This is a genomic window from Mobilisporobacter senegalensis (assembly GCF_003752155.1).
In the GTDB taxonomy this organism is placed as follows: Bacteria; Bacillota; Clostridia; order Lachnospirales; family Lachnospiraceae; genus Mobilisporobacter; species Mobilisporobacter senegalensis.
Map to the genome: position 1 here is coordinate 1 of NZ_RJVG01000020.1, position 15,619 is coordinate 15,619.

Genomic DNA, 15,619 nt, shown 5'->3' on the forward strand with positions numbered 1-15,619 from the left:
TCTTTCTTATAGTGAGGATTTATCATACCATATAAATATATAAATGGGACATAATTAAAAATGGTATATAAGGACTTTATCAAAAATCAATCAGAATATAGAACAAATAATTAATAATTTCCTTGACAAAAAATCCCTTTATGGTATAATGTCAAAAGAATATAAAGAAAGAGAGGTAAAAATAATGATTAAATTTAATATGAAAAAACCAAACAATATTTTGAATTTATTATGTAAGTTTACCTCAATTATGCAAAAATAGCTGTATTTATAATATCTGTTTTTTGTTGATGAATTTTCATCACTAACCCCAAAGAACAATAATATAAGTAACATAATTGCCGTGGTAAAATTACCACGGCTTAATTTTTGCCTTTTTGAGGGGAAAAGAGGTTAAGACATGAAGAAAATTACTAGTTATATATTACGATATTGGTATGCATACCTATTTGCAATCCTATGTATGGTAATTAGTATATCACTTGATATGCTGTCACCACAGATTACCAGACGTATTATAGATGACGTTATAATAGGGGGAAACAATTCCCTATTAACTAAATTACTAATAGGAATATTATTTGTAGGCGTTGGCAGATGTATCTTTCAATATCTGAAAGAATATACTTTTGATATTGTAAGTACAAAGATTACATGTGAAATGCGTAAAAATTTATTTAATCACATTCAAAGTCTATCCATTCGCTTTTTTGATAAAAATAATACTGGTGAATTAATGGCCCGTGTGAAGGATGATATTGATAACATTTGGAGATCTCTGGGCTTCATCGGTATGTTAATGATTGAAGTCACCATACATACGACTATTGTAATCTATTGTATGTACCGTATTAGTCCAAAGCTATCATTAATACCATTGATTGCAATGCCTTTAGTCGCTATTATGGCAATTTTTATGGAACGGAAACTTGGTAAAGTTTATGAAGAAATTAGTGAGGAAAATGCACTCCTTAATACAGTTGCAGAAGAAAACTTAGCCGGAGTACGTACTGTAAAAGCATTTGCAAGAGAAAAATTTGAGATAAAGAAGTTTTTATCCCACAACAAAAAATACTATGATCTAAATATGCAACAGGCAAAAATATTAACCAAAAATCAGCCAAATATTCAGTTTATTACAAAACTACTGCCTATTTCTATTATTATATTTGGCGGTTATCTGGTTATGAAAGAGGAAATCACCTTGGGTTCTCTTGGAGCATTCGTAGAATATTCTATGAATATTGTCTGGCCCATGGAAATGTTAGGATGGCTGACCAATGATTTTTCTTCTGCAGTCGCATCAAGTAAAAAATTACATAAGATTTATAACGAATCTTCTGAAATTATAGAAAAAGAGAATGCTATTTCTCTTTCAGAAGTTCAAGGTGAAATCATATTTGATCATGTTACTTTCAAGCATGGTGATAATGAAATTCTCAGTGATATTAATTTCCACCTGAATGCAGGTAAAACCCTTGGTATTATGGGGGCAACCGGAAGTGGAAAAACATCTATCATCAGCTTGCTGCAACGTTTTTATGATGCTGATGATGGTAACATTATTCTGGATGGGAACAATATTAAAGAAATAAATTTAAAAGATCTTAGAAGTAATATTTCTTTGGTAATGCAGGACAATTTTTTATTTTCAGATACCATTATTGAAAATATTAAATTAGGAAAAAAAGAATATGTAGACCATGATACCGTTATTTCTGCTGCTGGAAATGCCATGGCAAGGGATTTTATAGAACGTATGGAAAAGCAATATGATACCATAATTGGAGAGCGTGGTGTCGGCTTATCCGGAGGACAAAAACAAAGAATCAGCATTGCCAGAGCATTAGCTAAAAAAACTCCTATTCTTATAATGGATGACTCCACATCTGCACTTGATACTGAAACGGAGCATATGATACAAAAATCCTTAGAGGATTTATCCGGTACGACCAAAATAATCATTGCTCATAGAATCTCTGCAGTAAAGCAGGCGGATGAAATCATCGTATTAGACGAAGGAAAAATAGCAGAACGAGGAACTCACGAATCTCTTCTTTCAAAAAAAGGATTATACTATAAAACCTACATTGCACAATATAAAGAGTTTATGAAGGAGGGAAGTCTATGTCTGTAAATTCATTTAAAGTTGATGAAAAAGTATCTGTCACTTCCAAGACTAGTACGCTACTTAGATTATACAGATATCTTTTATCCTATCGATTAAAGATTATTGGAGTTCTATTGATCATGGGAGTTACCGTAACAATATCTTTAATTAATCCTCTCCTTTTGGAGGAAGCAATTGATAATTATATTGCAAACAGAAATATACCCGGTCTATTAAAGCTTGGTGCTTTTGGCCTCATAATCAATGCTTTATTTGTAATACTTGTGAAATTAAGAATGTATATTATGTCAAAAATATCGAACCAGGTCTTACTAACAATTAGGCAGGAATTATACACTCATATTCAAAAGTTAAGCTTTCAATTTTTTGACAGCCGACCTACAGGCAAAGTATTAGCGAGAATTATTGGGGATGTAAATTCACTAAAAGATGTATTAAGTAATAGTGTAACCACTTTAATTCCTGATTTTATCACCATTTGCTGTGTAGTACTGATTATGGTGGTAAAAAATTATAAATTAGCTTTTGCTGCTTTAATAAGCCTGCCACTAATGATGTTTGGGATGTGGTTTATTCAGACCAGATCCCATCTGCGCTGGCAGATACATCGTAAAAAAAGCTCTAATTTAAATGCATTTGTTCATGAAGACTTATCAGGAATTCGAATTATACAAAGTTTCACCGCAGAGGATGAAACCAGTGCAACTTTTGATACCCTTTTAAAAGAACATGAAGATTCATTTGTAAAAGCGGTTAAGCTTAATGATGCTCTTGGTCCAATTATAGATCTATGCTGGGGGATTGGGACTGTTTCATTATATTTTACAGGTGTCAGTTTACTTGGACATGAAAATGTCTCCGTTGGAACACTCATTGCCTTTGGTACCTATATTTCTATGTTCTGGAGTCCGGTACTGAATTTAAGTAATTTTTATAATCAATTAATCACCAATATTTCCGGAGCCGAGAGAATTTTTGAGATTATGGATACCAAGCCAGACCTTTTAGATGCCCAAAATGTAATATCGCTCCCTGAAATTGAAGGGGAGATTCGATTTGAAAATGTATCTTTCTCCTATGATGAAGATACTTTAGTGTTAAATGATGTGAGCTTTCATGTAGAACCAGGAGAAACCATTGCTTTAGTTGGACCGACAGGAGCAGGAAAAACCACTATAGTAAATTTAATTAGTCGTTTTTACGATATCCAATCTGGCAATATATATGTAGATGGATATAATCTAAAAGATGTTTCCATAGAAAGTTTAAGGCAGCAAATGGGTATTATGACACAGGATAACTTTTTGTTTTCCGGAACAGTAAAGGAAAATATACGATATGGTAAACTAGATGCGACAGATGAAGAAATCATATCTGCTGCCAAGGCTGTGAATGCTCATGATTTTATTATGAAATTAGAAAAAGGCTATGATACTGAATTAAAGGAGCGTGGTAATGGTCTGTCCATCGGTCAAAAACAACTGCTGGCATTTGCCAGGACTATGGTTTCTATGCCTAAGATTTTAATTCTGGATGAAGCCACTTCAAGTATAGATACTCATACAGAACTTCTTGTACAGGAGGGAATTGAAAATCTTTTAAAAGGCAGAACTTCTTTTGTTATTGCACACAGATTATCTACCATTGAAAAAGCAGACCGAATCTTTGTAATTGATGATGGAGGAATTAAAGAGCAAGGTAATTCTAAATCATTATTAGCTCAAAAAGGAATGTATTATAATTTATATATGGCACAATTCAATAGTTGATATAAGATTTCAATTAAAAAAATATATATAGAAACTATAAATTTTATTAATTTATGTTATTACAAGATAAATCATATGTTTTTATCAATCTACGTAAATAAAAGAATTTATAGTTTCTTTTTAATTTAAAATCTTTTTAATTGAATTCTAATGTAAATCTATTGAAAAACATTCTAAGAACTAATAAAATGTTCTTAGAATATGCAAAAAAGGAGATGGTATTATGGCGAAGATTCTTATTGTTGAAGATGAAACTAAAATTGCACGCTTTGTAGAATTGGAATTAAAATACGAAGGATACGAAGTGGAGATAGCTTCTGACGGAAGAATTGGATTGGAAAAAGCACTTAAAGATGAAATAGACCTTATTGTTCTGGATATAATGCTTCCAGGATTAAGCGGCATTGAAGTTTGCAGACGTATCAGGCAGGAAGGTAATCAGGTTCCGATTATCATGTTGACTGCCAAAGATGATGTTACAGACAAAGTTGCAGGTCTGGATATGGGTGCAGATGATTATATGACCAAACCATTTGCAATTGAAGAACTTCTTGCAAGAATCCGTGTTGCCTTAAATCGCCATAGTAAAAATAATTCATCAGTAAAATCAGATGTATTATCCATCGGTAAATTGAAGTTAAATCTTACAAGCCATAGTGCTTACTATGGAGAGGAAGAATTATCATTTACCAAAAAAGAATATGAACTACTGGAATATTTAATCCGCAATAAAAATATTGCGTTATCAAGAGAACAGCTTCTTAATAATGTGTGGGAATATGAATATATGGGTGATACTAATGTGGTAGATGTGTATATTCGCTATCTCCGCCAAAAGATTGACGACCGCTATGGAATTCATTTAATCAGCACAGTTCGAGGGGTAGGTTATATTATAAAAGATGAATCATAAAATAATCGAGCTAATAAGACAAATATTAATAAAAACAATATTACCTCTTCGCAAAAAAAGAGAGGAGTTCTTAAGTAATTTCCGTTTCTCCATTGTTTTTCGCATATCATTAAATTACTTTCGTCTCCTGATTTTTTATGGCGCTTTATTTATGGTATTGTTCTCCTTATTATTTTTAGGTATGGAAACAAATCATTATCTGAGTATAGGAGACAATTTAGTGAAAGGACTTACAGCCAGTCACCCACAATTGGAAGATACCTTAGACTCTTATGGTGATAAAAACCATACAATCAATCCTTATAAAGATCAGGGTCTTAATTTGCGGATTACGAACTTACAGACAAAAGAACTTTTATATAATGATATAGATTTTGATATTACTGATAAAAAGTCTTTCTTTCATCATATTTTTTATGACAAGGGTAAAAGTACAAACGGTCTGATTTTTTATACCACTAGAACTTATGAAATTAATGAAAATAATTATAATGTGTATTTTCAATTTAATTTAACAGAGAACAGCATGGACTTAATGCACTTATTACCAGGAATGATACTCATTTATTTATTTATTGTATATTTGATTCTTCATTCTGGTAAAAAGGGCAATGCTAAGTTGTTTTCAATTATGAAAACCATGTCTGCTACTGCTAATCGTTTAACCGTGAATAATCTTCATAGTGAAAGACTTAACGTTGCCGGAACCAAAAGCGAATTAAAAGATCTTGCCATTACTATTAATGGAATGCTGGACCGGATTGAAACATCCTACGAAAGCCAGAAGCAGTTTGTGTCTGATGCATCCCATGAGCTTCGGACCCCCATCTCCGTTATTCAGGGTTATGCCAATCTTTTAAACCGCTGGGGTAAAAAAGATGAAACTGTTATGGAAGAGGCAATTGAAGCAATACAAATAGAATCCAAAGAGATGCAGGACTTAGTAGAAAAGTTATTATTTTTATCCAGGCATGATAAAAAGACGCTTAAACTGAAAAAGGCGAAATTTAACATGTGCGAAATTGTTGAAGACATGGTGAAAGAAACAAAACTAGTCATAACTAATCGCATTATTCGTAGCTCAAAATTGGAAGATGTAATAGTGTATGGAGATAAGCAGGCATTAAAACAGGCCATACGTGTATTCATTGATAATGCTGTAAAATATACAAAAGATAATGATGTGATTCAAATATCCTGCGAGAACCAGGATGGTGATTGTGTAATTACAGTTTCGGATACTGGAATCGGAATGACCAGGAAAGATATTGATAATATATTCGAGAGATTCTATCGCTCTGATCATGTACGTAATGAAAAAATCAGTGGTAATGGCCTTGGTCTGTCCATTGCCAAGCTGATTATATTAAAACATACGGGAAGAATTAAAGTGCGATCCCAATATACCAAAGGCTCTACGTTTATCATAACGATTCCTAAACGAATATATTAGAAAAAGGGCTTTTGCAAAATATAAAGTTTCTTCTTTGTATATAGAATCTATATTTTTGCAAAACCCTTTTTCTAAATTAACCATAAATATTTTTCAACAGCTTCTAATATTTATATTATATATATTATTCGCCAAATACAGCAATATAATCTTTTTGGAATTTCTCAATACCTTGATCTGTTAACGGATGTTTTGTCATTGTTTCAATTACACCATAAGGTACGGTTGCAATATCTGCACCTGCCAGTGCACAGTCAATTACATGAATTGGGTTACGTACACTTGCTGCAATAATTTCAGTTTCTAATCCATAAATATCAAAAACCTCTGAAATTGTTCTAATTAAATCTATACCTGGCATAGATATATCATCAAGACGGCCTAAGAACGGAGATACATAAGTAGCGCCTGCTCTTGCTGCTAATAATGCCTGAGCAGCTGAAAAGATTAAAGTTACATTTGTCTTAATTCCTTCTCCCGAAAGTACTTTCGTAGCTTTTAGACCTTCAACTGTCATAGGAATTTTAACTACCATATTAGGGTGAATCTTAGCAATTTCTCTGCCTTCTGCTATCATGCTTTCAGCATCTACTGTAGTTGCCTTAACTTCACCACTGATTGGACCATCAACGATGGAAGCAATTTCTGCGATTACTTCATTAAAATTTCTACCTTCTTTCGCAATGAGAGATGGATTCGTAGTAACCCCACAAATAACCCCCATATCATTCGCTTTTTTAATATCCTCTACATTTGCAGTATCAATAAAAAACTTCATTTCGTCTTCCTCCTATTGTTTTCTATAAATATTCCCTTATTATTCCGGGCTTATTATTTTATTTAACTATAACTTTTCTTAAACATCTTGTCCATCACTTTTATCATTTTTTTCATCTTCAACATTAGAAGAATTCTCGTTCTCATCCGTTAAAGAATTCTCATCTTTGGATTCCTGTTCATTAGACTCCTGACTACTTCCATTCTTTTCTTCTTTACTTAATTTCATCCAGGATATAGTAGATGTAACAAGTATTACTACACCTGCAATACTAAAAATAATTATAAAAATAATATTGAATAATATATCCTTTTCTTCTAATTTTCCAAATTCCTTAATTAAAGAAAAAACGATATATAAAAGATATGCTCCTGCTACCATACGAAGTGATAGAGATGCTTTAGGATTATACTCTCTTTTATTCTGCTTCATAAATCTCCTTTCCTATGATCCAGTAATATAGTTCATAGAAAACTATAATATGCGCCTATGAGATTTTAGGTTTTATGAACCATAAACAATATTTCTATAGTATAATATAACATATCCACTAAATTAGAAAACATTTATTAAGTGGGTAGATATATATTCTCACTAAGCTGGAAAATACCTCGCCAAGTGTTCATATTATACCACAAAGTATGTATTATTAAAATATAAATCATGTGTACTTTTTTAATGTATTAATACTTAAAATATTCCAGAGGATAAACATCCCTGTTTTTAATATTTTTATCTTTACCAAAACTTATACAAATACCAGGGTGAAAATAAAATTAATTTATACTTTCACCCTGGTCCCTCTATTCCTTATAGTAACTTATCTTCTAACACTGATCCTAAATCTACTTCTCTATCTTTTTCATTCAATAACATTATGGTGGATATCACTATAATAATTAATGAAACCATACCCATTCCAATCATTAAAATTTTCATAGGCAGTATATTTTCTGTTAAAATATTCTCTAAAAACACTCCACTTAAATTAAATATTATATGTAACAGAATTGCTCCGTAAATAGAACCTGTTTTAATACAAACCATACCTAAAAATAGCCCAAGAACAAACGCATAAATACCTTGAATCACATTCATATGATATACTCCAAAAAGAATTGCTTGTATTATATTTGCAGCAAAGAGCGGCATTACTTTTCTACATTTTTCTAAAATGACTCCCCTGCAAATAAGTTCTTCTGAGATAGGAGCTATCACAACAATCAGCAACATAGATATAATGGAATCTCCATATCCAAGTTGCTTCATTATCTCATTATAGTTCTCAAACCATTCTGGTTTAATTGACCCTACAATATTTAATACTACAGATATTCCACTATTAAGTGCAATTCCAAGGAGAATAATAAATAAAACTTTTTTTCCGGTTAATACTTCCTTTATTTTTAGTTTTTCTCTACCAACTAAGATTTTTCTATACCATAATCCAAATACGACCCCGCAAACAATTGCCGATATTGCCGTAATAAATAAATAAGCGCTAGAATTCATTAGTCCATCCAGTGAATTGGCGATGACATTTATATCCATCTCTCCACTAGTAGCCGCCAATCTTATCCCCTGAAATATACCAAATATAATTATACTTATAGATGCTACAATGATTTGAATCCCTATGGCACAAATTAATGGTAAAACACATGTTAAAAATTGTCCTATTTTCTTCATTCTTTCTCCCTTAACTGGTTGCTTATTTTCTCTGATTAATTAAGATATTTTTAGATTAGAATTCTTCATGAAAAAGTTTCTTCATTAATTGACCAAGATTATCTCCGTCCTTATTATATCGGATAAAAACCATTTTCTTTTTACCGGAAGGAGTAATCTCTATAATCTCGTTCTCTTCTTCATTCCTGACTTCAAATTCCTGAATCTGATTCCTGGAAAACTTTTCGGTATACAATTTATCTGGCAGTCCACCCCAGGTTGTATACCAATAAGCTTCAATATAAAGATTATCTTTTGTTAAACTTATTATAAAATCATCTGCAATTCTTCCTGTGGCCGAACTTAAAAAAAGATTCGATATAAAGTTAACGGCTACTGTAGATTTCTTAATTTCTTTGTGTGATTTAATACTACATAATATAAGCTCATTTTTCAATTCACTATCCATACACAAACACCCTTTCCTAATTATCCCTCTGATATATGACAAAACCTTAATAATACTGTAACCCTATTTTTTACAATAGTCAATAATACTATCATTAAGAATTGATTAGAAAATAATTTAATGATAAAAATAAGAGAACTCCCATAATTTTATCATTATTATGAAAATTCTCTTATTTATTTTCTGCATATTTAATCTTTATATTTCATTCAATAATCTATAATACGCTCTTTACTGCTTTCACTACATTTTCTGTAGTAAATCCAAACTTCTTAAATAATTGATCTGCCGGAGCACTTGCACCAAATCCTTTCATGGTTACATATGCGCCATCAAGACCAACATAATTACCCCATCCAAAATCAATCGCTGCTTCTACTGCAACTCTTGCTCTTACTGCTTTTGGAAGAACACTTTCTTTATATTCAGCAGATTGTTGTTCAAATACATCGATAGATGGAAGGCTTACCACTCTCACATCAATACCTTCTTTTGCTAATTCTGCTTTTGCGTTGATACCAAGTTCAACTTCAGAACCGGTTGCTAAGATAATCGCATCTGGAACTTCTTTTATGGAATCTTCAATAACATATCCACCTTTTAAAGTACCTTCTTTATTAGAACCTGCAAGTTGAGGAAGATTTTGTCTTGTTAATACAAGTGCTGTTGGGTGATCAAGGGATGTTACTGCATGATACCAGGCTGCAATTGTTTCTGTAGCATCTGCTGGGCGGTATGCAACAAAATTTGGCATCGCGCGAAGCATTGCTAATTGTTCAATTGGTTCATGAGTAGGTCCATCTTCACCAACACCAATACTATCATGAGTTAATACATAAGTTAATGGAAGACCCATTAGCGCAGATAGACGTGCCATAGGTTTCACATAATCGCTAAATACGAAGAAAGTAGATACATATGCTCTAAGTCCACCATGTAATGCAAGACCATTTCCGATAGCTGCCATAGCAAGCTCTCTTACCCCAAAGTGTAAATTACGTCCTGCATAATCATCTACAGAGAAATCCCCTTCTCCATTCATATATGTCTTGGTAGAAGGTGCCAGATCTGCAGATCCTCCAATAAATCCAGGAATATAGTCTTTTAATCTATTAATAACCATTCCAGATAAGTTTCTAGTAGCTTCTGGTTTATTATCAAATGCCCAGAACTCTTCCTTTTGGATAAGATCTTTTGCAATATTTTCATTATGATATTGATCCCAAAGCTCTTTCATCTCTGGAAAAGCTTTTGCATAATCAGCGAATAATTGAGCCCATTCTGCTTCTACATCTGCATTCTTCTTAGCAATTGCTTTAAAGTTATCATATACATCTTCTGCTACTTCAAATGGTTCATGAGATTCCCAAGCCAGATTTTCTCTTAATGCTTTTACATTGTCTGCACCAAGAGGTTCCCCATGTGCACTTGCTTTTCCTTCTTTTGCAGGACATCCATGTCCAATCTTAGTCTTTACTGTGATTAAAGTAGGTCTTGTTTTATCTGCTTTTGCTTCTTCAATTGCTTTTCCAATAGCAATTAAATCATTACCATCTTCTACAACTAAAGTCTGGAAACCAAATGCTTCAAAACGTTTTTCTACATTTTCTCTAAAGGCAATGTCAGTATCACCTTCAATTGAAATTTTATTTGAATCATATAAAACAATTAATTTATTTAAGCCTAATGTTCCTGCCAGAGAAAAAGCTTCTGAGGAAATACCCTCCATCATACAACCATCTCCACCTAGAACAAATGTGTAATGATCAACAATAGGATAATTATCTTTATTAAACTTTGCTGCAAGATGAGCCTCTGCCATTGCCATACCAACTGCCATTGCCATACCTGCACCAAGTGGACCAGTTGTAGCTTCAATACCTACAGTGTGCTTATATTCAGGGTGTCCTGGAGTCAAAGAATCTAGTTGACGAAATTGTGCAAGATCTTCTACTGATAGATTTCCATATCCAAATAGATGAAGTAAAGAATATAATAAAGCTGAACCATGTCCTCCAGATAGAACGAATCTGTCTCTGTTCTCCCACTTTGGATTAGCTGGATTGTGATTCATGTGTTTAGCCCATAATTCATATGCCATCGCTGCGGACCCAAGTGGTAATCCTGGATGTCCTGAATTTGCTTTTTGCACTGTGTCTGCCGATAAAATTCTTATGGCGTTCACTGACTTAATGTCAATATTACTCATTGCATCTTCCTCCTAATATGTCCTTCATGTTAATTGTTATAAGAATCAATTTATTAAAACCGATTCCCTTAAGAAATTTAAATATTATATTACGCAGATCAGAAGTGGGGAACGACTTTTTTGCGCTTATACTATATCTGCATTTTCGCAAATCAGGAGCTCTAAAACGACCTTTTTTCGCTCATGCTGCACTTTGGCAGATTAGGAGCTCTAAAACGACCTTTTTCGCTCATGCTGCACTTTGGCAGATTAGGAGCTCTAAAACTGCGTTTTCTCGCTCACGTTGCACTTATCCATAAAAGCCATGTTATTTTCTCGTGCAAGCACGGAAAATCCCCTGTCTTTTATGGACTAATCTGCTTATCGTGTACATTATACCTTATTTTATATATTTTGGCTATTTATATATATATTTATTTTTTGTTATCTATAAAAAAATAATCCTATATGCAGCTTGCAATAATCCATTAAAATCATCCTATATTTCTAATTCAATTGGGCAATGGTCGCTGCCCAATATATCTGCATGTATTATGCTGTCCTTTATTTTATCCTTTATTCTCTCTGAAACTAAGAAATAATCAATACGCCATCCAACATTTTTCTCTCTGGCTTTAAACATATATGACCACCAGGTATATGCATCTGTTTTATCAGGATATAAATGTCTGAAAGAATCTGTAAATCCACTGGCTAACAATTCCGTCATCTTTTCTCTTTCTTCGTCAGAGAACCCTGCATTTCCAACATTGGATTTTGGGTTCTTAAGATCTATTTCCTGATGAGCAACATTCAAATCTCCACAGATTATAACTGGTTTCTTCTCATCCAGCTTTAATAAATAATTTCTGATCTCTATTTCCCAATCCATACGGTAATCGATTCTCTCAAGTCCACGTTTTGCATTTGGAGTATAAACAGTGACCAGATAATAATCTTCAAATTCTAAAGTTATTACACGGCCCTCATCATCGTATTTACTTCGAGGAACCTCTTTCTTATCATAGAAGAGATTTGGGATTCCTTCCTCATTTGTTATATTTTCTATTTCTGAAAATTTGATTGATTCTTCAAAGTTAAATGCGACTGATATCGGCCTTACCTTAGTGAATATGGCAGTTCCGGAATATCCTTTCTTCACTGCACTATTCCAAAATTGATAGTATCCTGTGAATTCTTTCTCCATTTGTTCTGGTTGCATTTTCGTTTCCTGTAAGCAGAACATATCTGCATCTATATTCGTAAAAAAGTCTTCAAATCCTTTTGTCAAACAAGCACGTAGTCCATTTACATTCCATGAAATTAATTTCATTGGGTTACCTCTCTTTCTTATAGTTATCTATTCTAATCATTTATCTGATATCTTTTTGGACAATAACCATTATATAATATCATCGGATTATTTACAAATAAGATTAAAGATTGAGGTAATTATTTAATTATGATTAAAATACATTGCAGTATATCATCACCCACTCCTAATAAAGAAATAACCCTCAAATATTCAATATTTGAGGGTGCTTCTTTATTTAAGAAAATATTTTATATCACTATACATTAACATTGTTTAATTATTTACTTTACCATCACATCCACATACTTTAATGCGATTCTTTACCAATTGCTTTATATTCTCGCCTCCTACAGCGAAGTATTTCTTAGGATCATATGTATCCGGAATGTCATCTAATACTTTCTTTACTCCATTACTAAAAGCAATTCTTAATTCTGTTGCAAAATTGACTTTGCAGATACCTCGTTTGATACATTCTTTAATTACCTCATCAGATAACCCGGATGCACCATGGAGTACTAATGGGATATCTACATTATTGCGTATCTGTGATAAACGCTCCAAGTCTATTTTAGGCTCCCCCGTATAAATACCATGTGCAGTTCCAATAGCAACTGCTAAAGAAGTAACACCGGTTCTATTTACGAATTCTGCTGCCTCTTTGGGATCTGTTAAACCACCTCTTCCTCCATCCAAATCATCTTCTTTTCCGCCGACTTTTCCAAGTTCAGCTTCTACAGGAATGCCTGAAGGTCTACATGAGTCTGCAACTGACTTTGTCAGGCTGATATTTTGTTCATATGGATTATGGGATCCATCTATCATTATGGATGTATAACCAGTCCGTAAAGCCTGCATTGCTAAGTCAAAACTATCCCCATGATCCAAATGAATTGCCACCGGAATGTCTACACTCTCTGCGGCTACTTTTACATTTTCATAGAAATATTTCAAACTTGCATATTTCACTGTGGAAGGTGTTGTCTGCATAATAACAGGTGCTCTTAATTCACTCGCAGCTGCCACTACAGCCATTACCATTTCCATATTCTCTACATTGAAAGCACCAATAGCATAACCACCTTTTTGTGCATCCAGTAGCATTTTTTTTGTTGTAACTAATGCCATGTATGTTCCTCTTTTCTTATTACATGATTATAGTTTTATACTCTTATCTGACAGGGGGTTCAGGTGTGTTCAAGACACACCTGAATTAAGTTTTATATGGTTAAATACCATCTTCATCAACAACTTCTTGTATGCTATTGCTAAAATGGAATACACTAATACCATCCATTCCTGCCTGAACTACATTTTCTGCCATATCCTCTACCATACATCCTTCTCTATCCAGCATGGCAGTTATTATCATTGCCAAATTGGTACCGGCGATAACTTCTATCTTGCAATTCGTTAATTCCTTCTTAAGGACTACTGCATTATTATATGGAGAGCCTCCTGCTAAATCAGTTAATATAACCACTTCTTCTCCCAATTGCTCAATTGCATTAATTAGCTTTTCTTTAAGAGTATCTGTGCTGTCTTCTTCTAGAAAATCAACATCAATTACTTTCTCTTGAACGCCCAGGATTAATCTTGCACTGCTTAGATTCCCAGAGGCAAAATTACCATGACCTGCTACAATGATTCCAATCATGTAAATACCTCCTGCTAATTATTGTAATCATGCAATATAACACCTTTTACAACTCTATTAACAGTTCCATCCGGATTAGGATTATCCGGAGTATTACCAACTAGAATAGAGTTAAATAATCCGAGCATCTGTCCATATAATGCATAATTTAAACATGCATATACTTCAGGGACAACAGTTCCTTTCATGGTTAAGTATTTATCACAGATATCAGCAAGCTTATTGTCATCAAGGTAGCTCATAACCGCAATTTTTTGTTCACCTACATCATTATGTATTTCTTTGATTAAATCATAGATATACAAATTGGTATAATCGTCCAATGAGTTTAATACAATAATCAATGTACTATCATTAATAAATGTCTTTGGTCCATGTCGAAAAGCCAATATAGCTTCCTGCATTGTTGCAATCTTACCATTCGTTAATTCCAGGTTTTTTAATGCTAATTCACTTGCCAGTTCCCTAAAACATCCGGAACCTAAATATATGATTCTCTTTGGCTTACTCTCTGCAAGCAGTTTTACGTTCTGCCATTCATTCTTAAGAATCTCTGTCCCTTGATGAGCGATTATCTCTACGATTTTCTTATTCTCTTTTATATGTTCAATATCAAAGAATAGCAACCCGGTTAAAAACATACAGGAGAAAGAACTTGTCATTGCAAATGCCAGATCATTGGTTTCTTCCGGCAGGAGGATCACAAAGTTTTCTTCATGTTCCGATGCCATTTTTGCTAAATTTCCATCTTTGTTGCAAGTTATAACTAAATGAGTAATATTTTTTATATTATTCTGGCATATTTGAAATGCTCCAATACTTTCCGGACTGTTGCCTGATCTTGCAAAAGATACTAAAATCGTTTTGGTATCTTCTTCGAGAATATCCATTGGATTTGATACTATATCCGTTGTTGCAATTGACTCAACCCTTGCATTCACAATCCGATTAATATGTGGACAAATGGTATTACCTACATGATAAGAGCTTCCTGCGCCCGTAAATATAATTCTTGTATCCTTATCCACCTTATTTTTTAAAAATTCTACAATCTTATCTTGCAGCTCTTCTACGATCCGAACAGTCTCCATCCATAATCTCGGTTGTTGATCGATCTCAGTTGCTGTGTGGATAGCACCAAGCTTCTCCAGTTCTTCTTTACTATATCCAAATATCATAAAATCCTTGTATGATGTATTTATACTGAAATACATCAATACGCTCCTTTCTCAATTTTGTTATAATTAATAGTAACACTGTGGACTTTTTATAAAACCC

General features: G+C 33.2%; 13 protein-coding genes. 4 read left to right on the plus strand and 9 right to left on the minus strand.

Features of this window, described 5'->3' with window-relative positions; translation table 11 throughout:
• Positions 1–400 precede the first annotated feature (400 nt).
• The 4 genes from EDD66_RS17980 to EDD66_RS17995 all read left to right on the plus strand — a co-directional run bounded on the left by EDD66_RS17980 (position 401) and on the right by EDD66_RS17995 (position 6,266).
• A complete protein-coding gene (locus EDD66_RS17980; protein WP_123610983.1) occupies positions 401–2,137 on the plus strand; it encodes an ABC transporter ATP-binding protein in 1,737 nt (578 codons plus the stop codon).
• Positions 2,128–3,900, plus strand: coding sequence for an ABC transporter ATP-binding protein (locus tag EDD66_RS17985; RefSeq protein WP_123610984.1), 1,773 nt, complete (start codon positions 2,128–2,130; stop codon positions 3,898–3,900). The genes EDD66_RS17980 and EDD66_RS17985 overlap by 10 nt, the downstream gene beginning before the upstream one ends.
• 223 nt (positions 3,901–4,123) lie before the next feature.
• Complete coding sequence (locus EDD66_RS17990; protein ID WP_123610985.1) at positions 4,124–4,813, plus strand: response regulator transcription factor; 690 nt, start codon at positions 4,124–4,126, stop codon at positions 4,811–4,813.
• 220 nt (positions 4,814–5,033) lie between these two features.
• A complete protein-coding gene (locus tag EDD66_RS17995; RefSeq protein ID WP_170164414.1) occupies positions 5,034–6,266 on the plus strand; it encodes a sensor histidine kinase in 1,233 nt (410 codons plus the stop codon).
• 124 nt (positions 6,267–6,390) lie between these two features.
• Here the strand turns inward: EDD66_RS17995 and fsa are convergent, their stop codons facing one another.
• The 9 genes from fsa to EDD66_RS18040 form a co-directional block, all read right to left on the minus strand.
• Positions 6,391–7,044, minus strand: coding sequence for a fructose-6-phosphate aldolase (fsa, locus tag EDD66_RS18000; protein ID WP_123610987.1), 654 nt, complete (start codon positions 7,042–7,044; stop codon positions 6,391–6,393).
• A gap of 78 nt (positions 7,045–7,122) precedes the next feature.
• The gene (locus EDD66_RS18005) at positions 7,123–7,476 is read right to left on the minus strand and encodes a hypothetical protein (RefSeq protein WP_123610988.1); all 354 of its coding nucleotides are present in this window, start codon (positions 7,474–7,476) and stop codon (positions 7,123–7,125) included.
• A 378-nt stretch (positions 7,477–7,854) separates the two neighbouring features.
• A complete protein-coding gene (locus EDD66_RS18010) occupies positions 7,855–8,733 on the minus strand; it encodes a CPBP family intramembrane glutamic endopeptidase (RefSeq protein WP_123610989.1) in 879 nt (292 codons plus the stop codon).
• Positions 8,734–8,788: 55 nt separating this feature from the next.
• Positions 8,789–9,181 carry a hypothetical protein gene (locus tag EDD66_RS18015; protein WP_123610990.1) on the minus strand — a complete coding sequence of 131 codons (393 nt, stop codon included), beginning with the start codon at positions 9,179–9,181 and terminating at the stop codon, positions 8,789–8,791.
• Positions 9,182–9,398: 217 nt separating this feature from the next.
• Complete coding sequence (tkt, locus tag EDD66_RS18020) at positions 9,399–11,390, minus strand: transketolase (protein WP_123610991.1); 1,992 nt, start codon at positions 11,388–11,390, stop codon at positions 9,399–9,401.
• Positions 11,391–11,868: 478 nt separating this feature from the next.
• A complete protein-coding gene (locus EDD66_RS18025; RefSeq protein ID WP_123610992.1) occupies positions 11,869–12,702 on the minus strand; it encodes an exodeoxyribonuclease III in 834 nt (277 codons plus the stop codon).
• Positions 12,703–12,957: 255 nt separating this feature from the next.
• Positions 12,958–13,812, minus strand: a complete 855-nt coding sequence (gene gatY / locus EDD66_RS18030) for a tagatose-bisphosphate aldolase subunit GatY (protein ID WP_123610993.1) — start codon at positions 13,810–13,812, stop codon at positions 12,958–12,960.
• 100 nt (positions 13,813–13,912) lie between these two features.
• Positions 13,913–14,341, minus strand: coding sequence for a PTS galactosamine/N-acetylgalactosamine transporter subunit IIA (gene agaF / locus EDD66_RS18035; protein WP_123610994.1), 429 nt, complete (start codon positions 14,339–14,341; stop codon positions 13,913–13,915).
• Positions 14,342–14,355: 14 nt separating this feature from the next.
• Complete coding sequence (locus tag EDD66_RS18040) at positions 14,356–15,555, minus strand: SIS domain-containing protein (RefSeq protein WP_330511487.1); 1,200 nt, start codon at positions 15,553–15,555, stop codon at positions 14,356–14,358.
• Between the last annotated feature and the right edge of the window lie 64 nt (positions 15,556–15,619).

What these genes read in the sequence shown, in the direction of transcription:
- EDD66_RS17980 (WP_123610983.1), top strand. Translation starts at nt 401, where the DNA reads ATGAAGAAAATTACTAGTTATATATTACGATATTGGTATGCATACCTA.
- EDD66_RS17985 (WP_123610984.1), top strand. Translation starts at nt 2,128, where the DNA reads ATGTCTGTAAATTCATTTAAAGTTGATGAAAAAGTATCTGTCACTTCC.
- EDD66_RS17990 (WP_123610985.1), top strand. Translation starts at nt 4,124, where the DNA reads ATGGCGAAGATTCTTATTGTTGAAGATGAAACTAAAATTGCACGCTTT.
- fsa (WP_123610987.1), bottom strand. Translation starts at nt 7,044, where the DNA reads ATGAAGTTTTTTATTGATACTGCAAATGTAGAGGATATTAAAAAAGCG.
- EDD66_RS18005 (WP_123610988.1), bottom strand. Translation starts at nt 7,476, where the DNA reads ATGAAGCAGAATAAAAGAGAGTATAATCCTAAAGCATCTCTATCACTT.
- EDD66_RS18010 (WP_123610989.1), bottom strand. Translation starts at nt 8,733, where the DNA reads ATGAAGAAAATAGGACAATTTTTAACATGTGTTTTACCATTAATTTGT.
- EDD66_RS18015 (WP_123610990.1), bottom strand. Translation starts at nt 9,181, where the DNA reads ATGGATAGTGAATTGAAAAATGAGCTTATATTATGTAGTATTAAATCA.
- tkt (WP_123610991.1), bottom strand. Translation starts at nt 11,390, where the DNA reads ATGAGTAATATTGACATTAAGTCAGTGAACGCCATAAGAATTTTATCG.
- EDD66_RS18025 (WP_123610992.1), bottom strand. Translation starts at nt 12,702, where the DNA reads ATGAAATTAATTTCATGGAATGTAAATGGACTACGTGCTTGTTTGACA.
- gatY (WP_123610993.1), bottom strand. Translation starts at nt 13,812, where the DNA reads ATGGCATTAGTTACAACAAAAAAAATGCTACTGGATGCACAAAAAGGT.
- agaF (WP_123610994.1), bottom strand. Translation starts at nt 14,341, where the DNA reads ATGATTGGAATCATTGTAGCAGGTCATGGTAATTTTGCCTCTGGGAAT.
- EDD66_RS18040 (WP_330511487.1), bottom strand. Translation starts at nt 15,555, where the DNA reads ATGTATTTCAGTATAAATACATCATACAAGGATTTTATGATATTTGGA.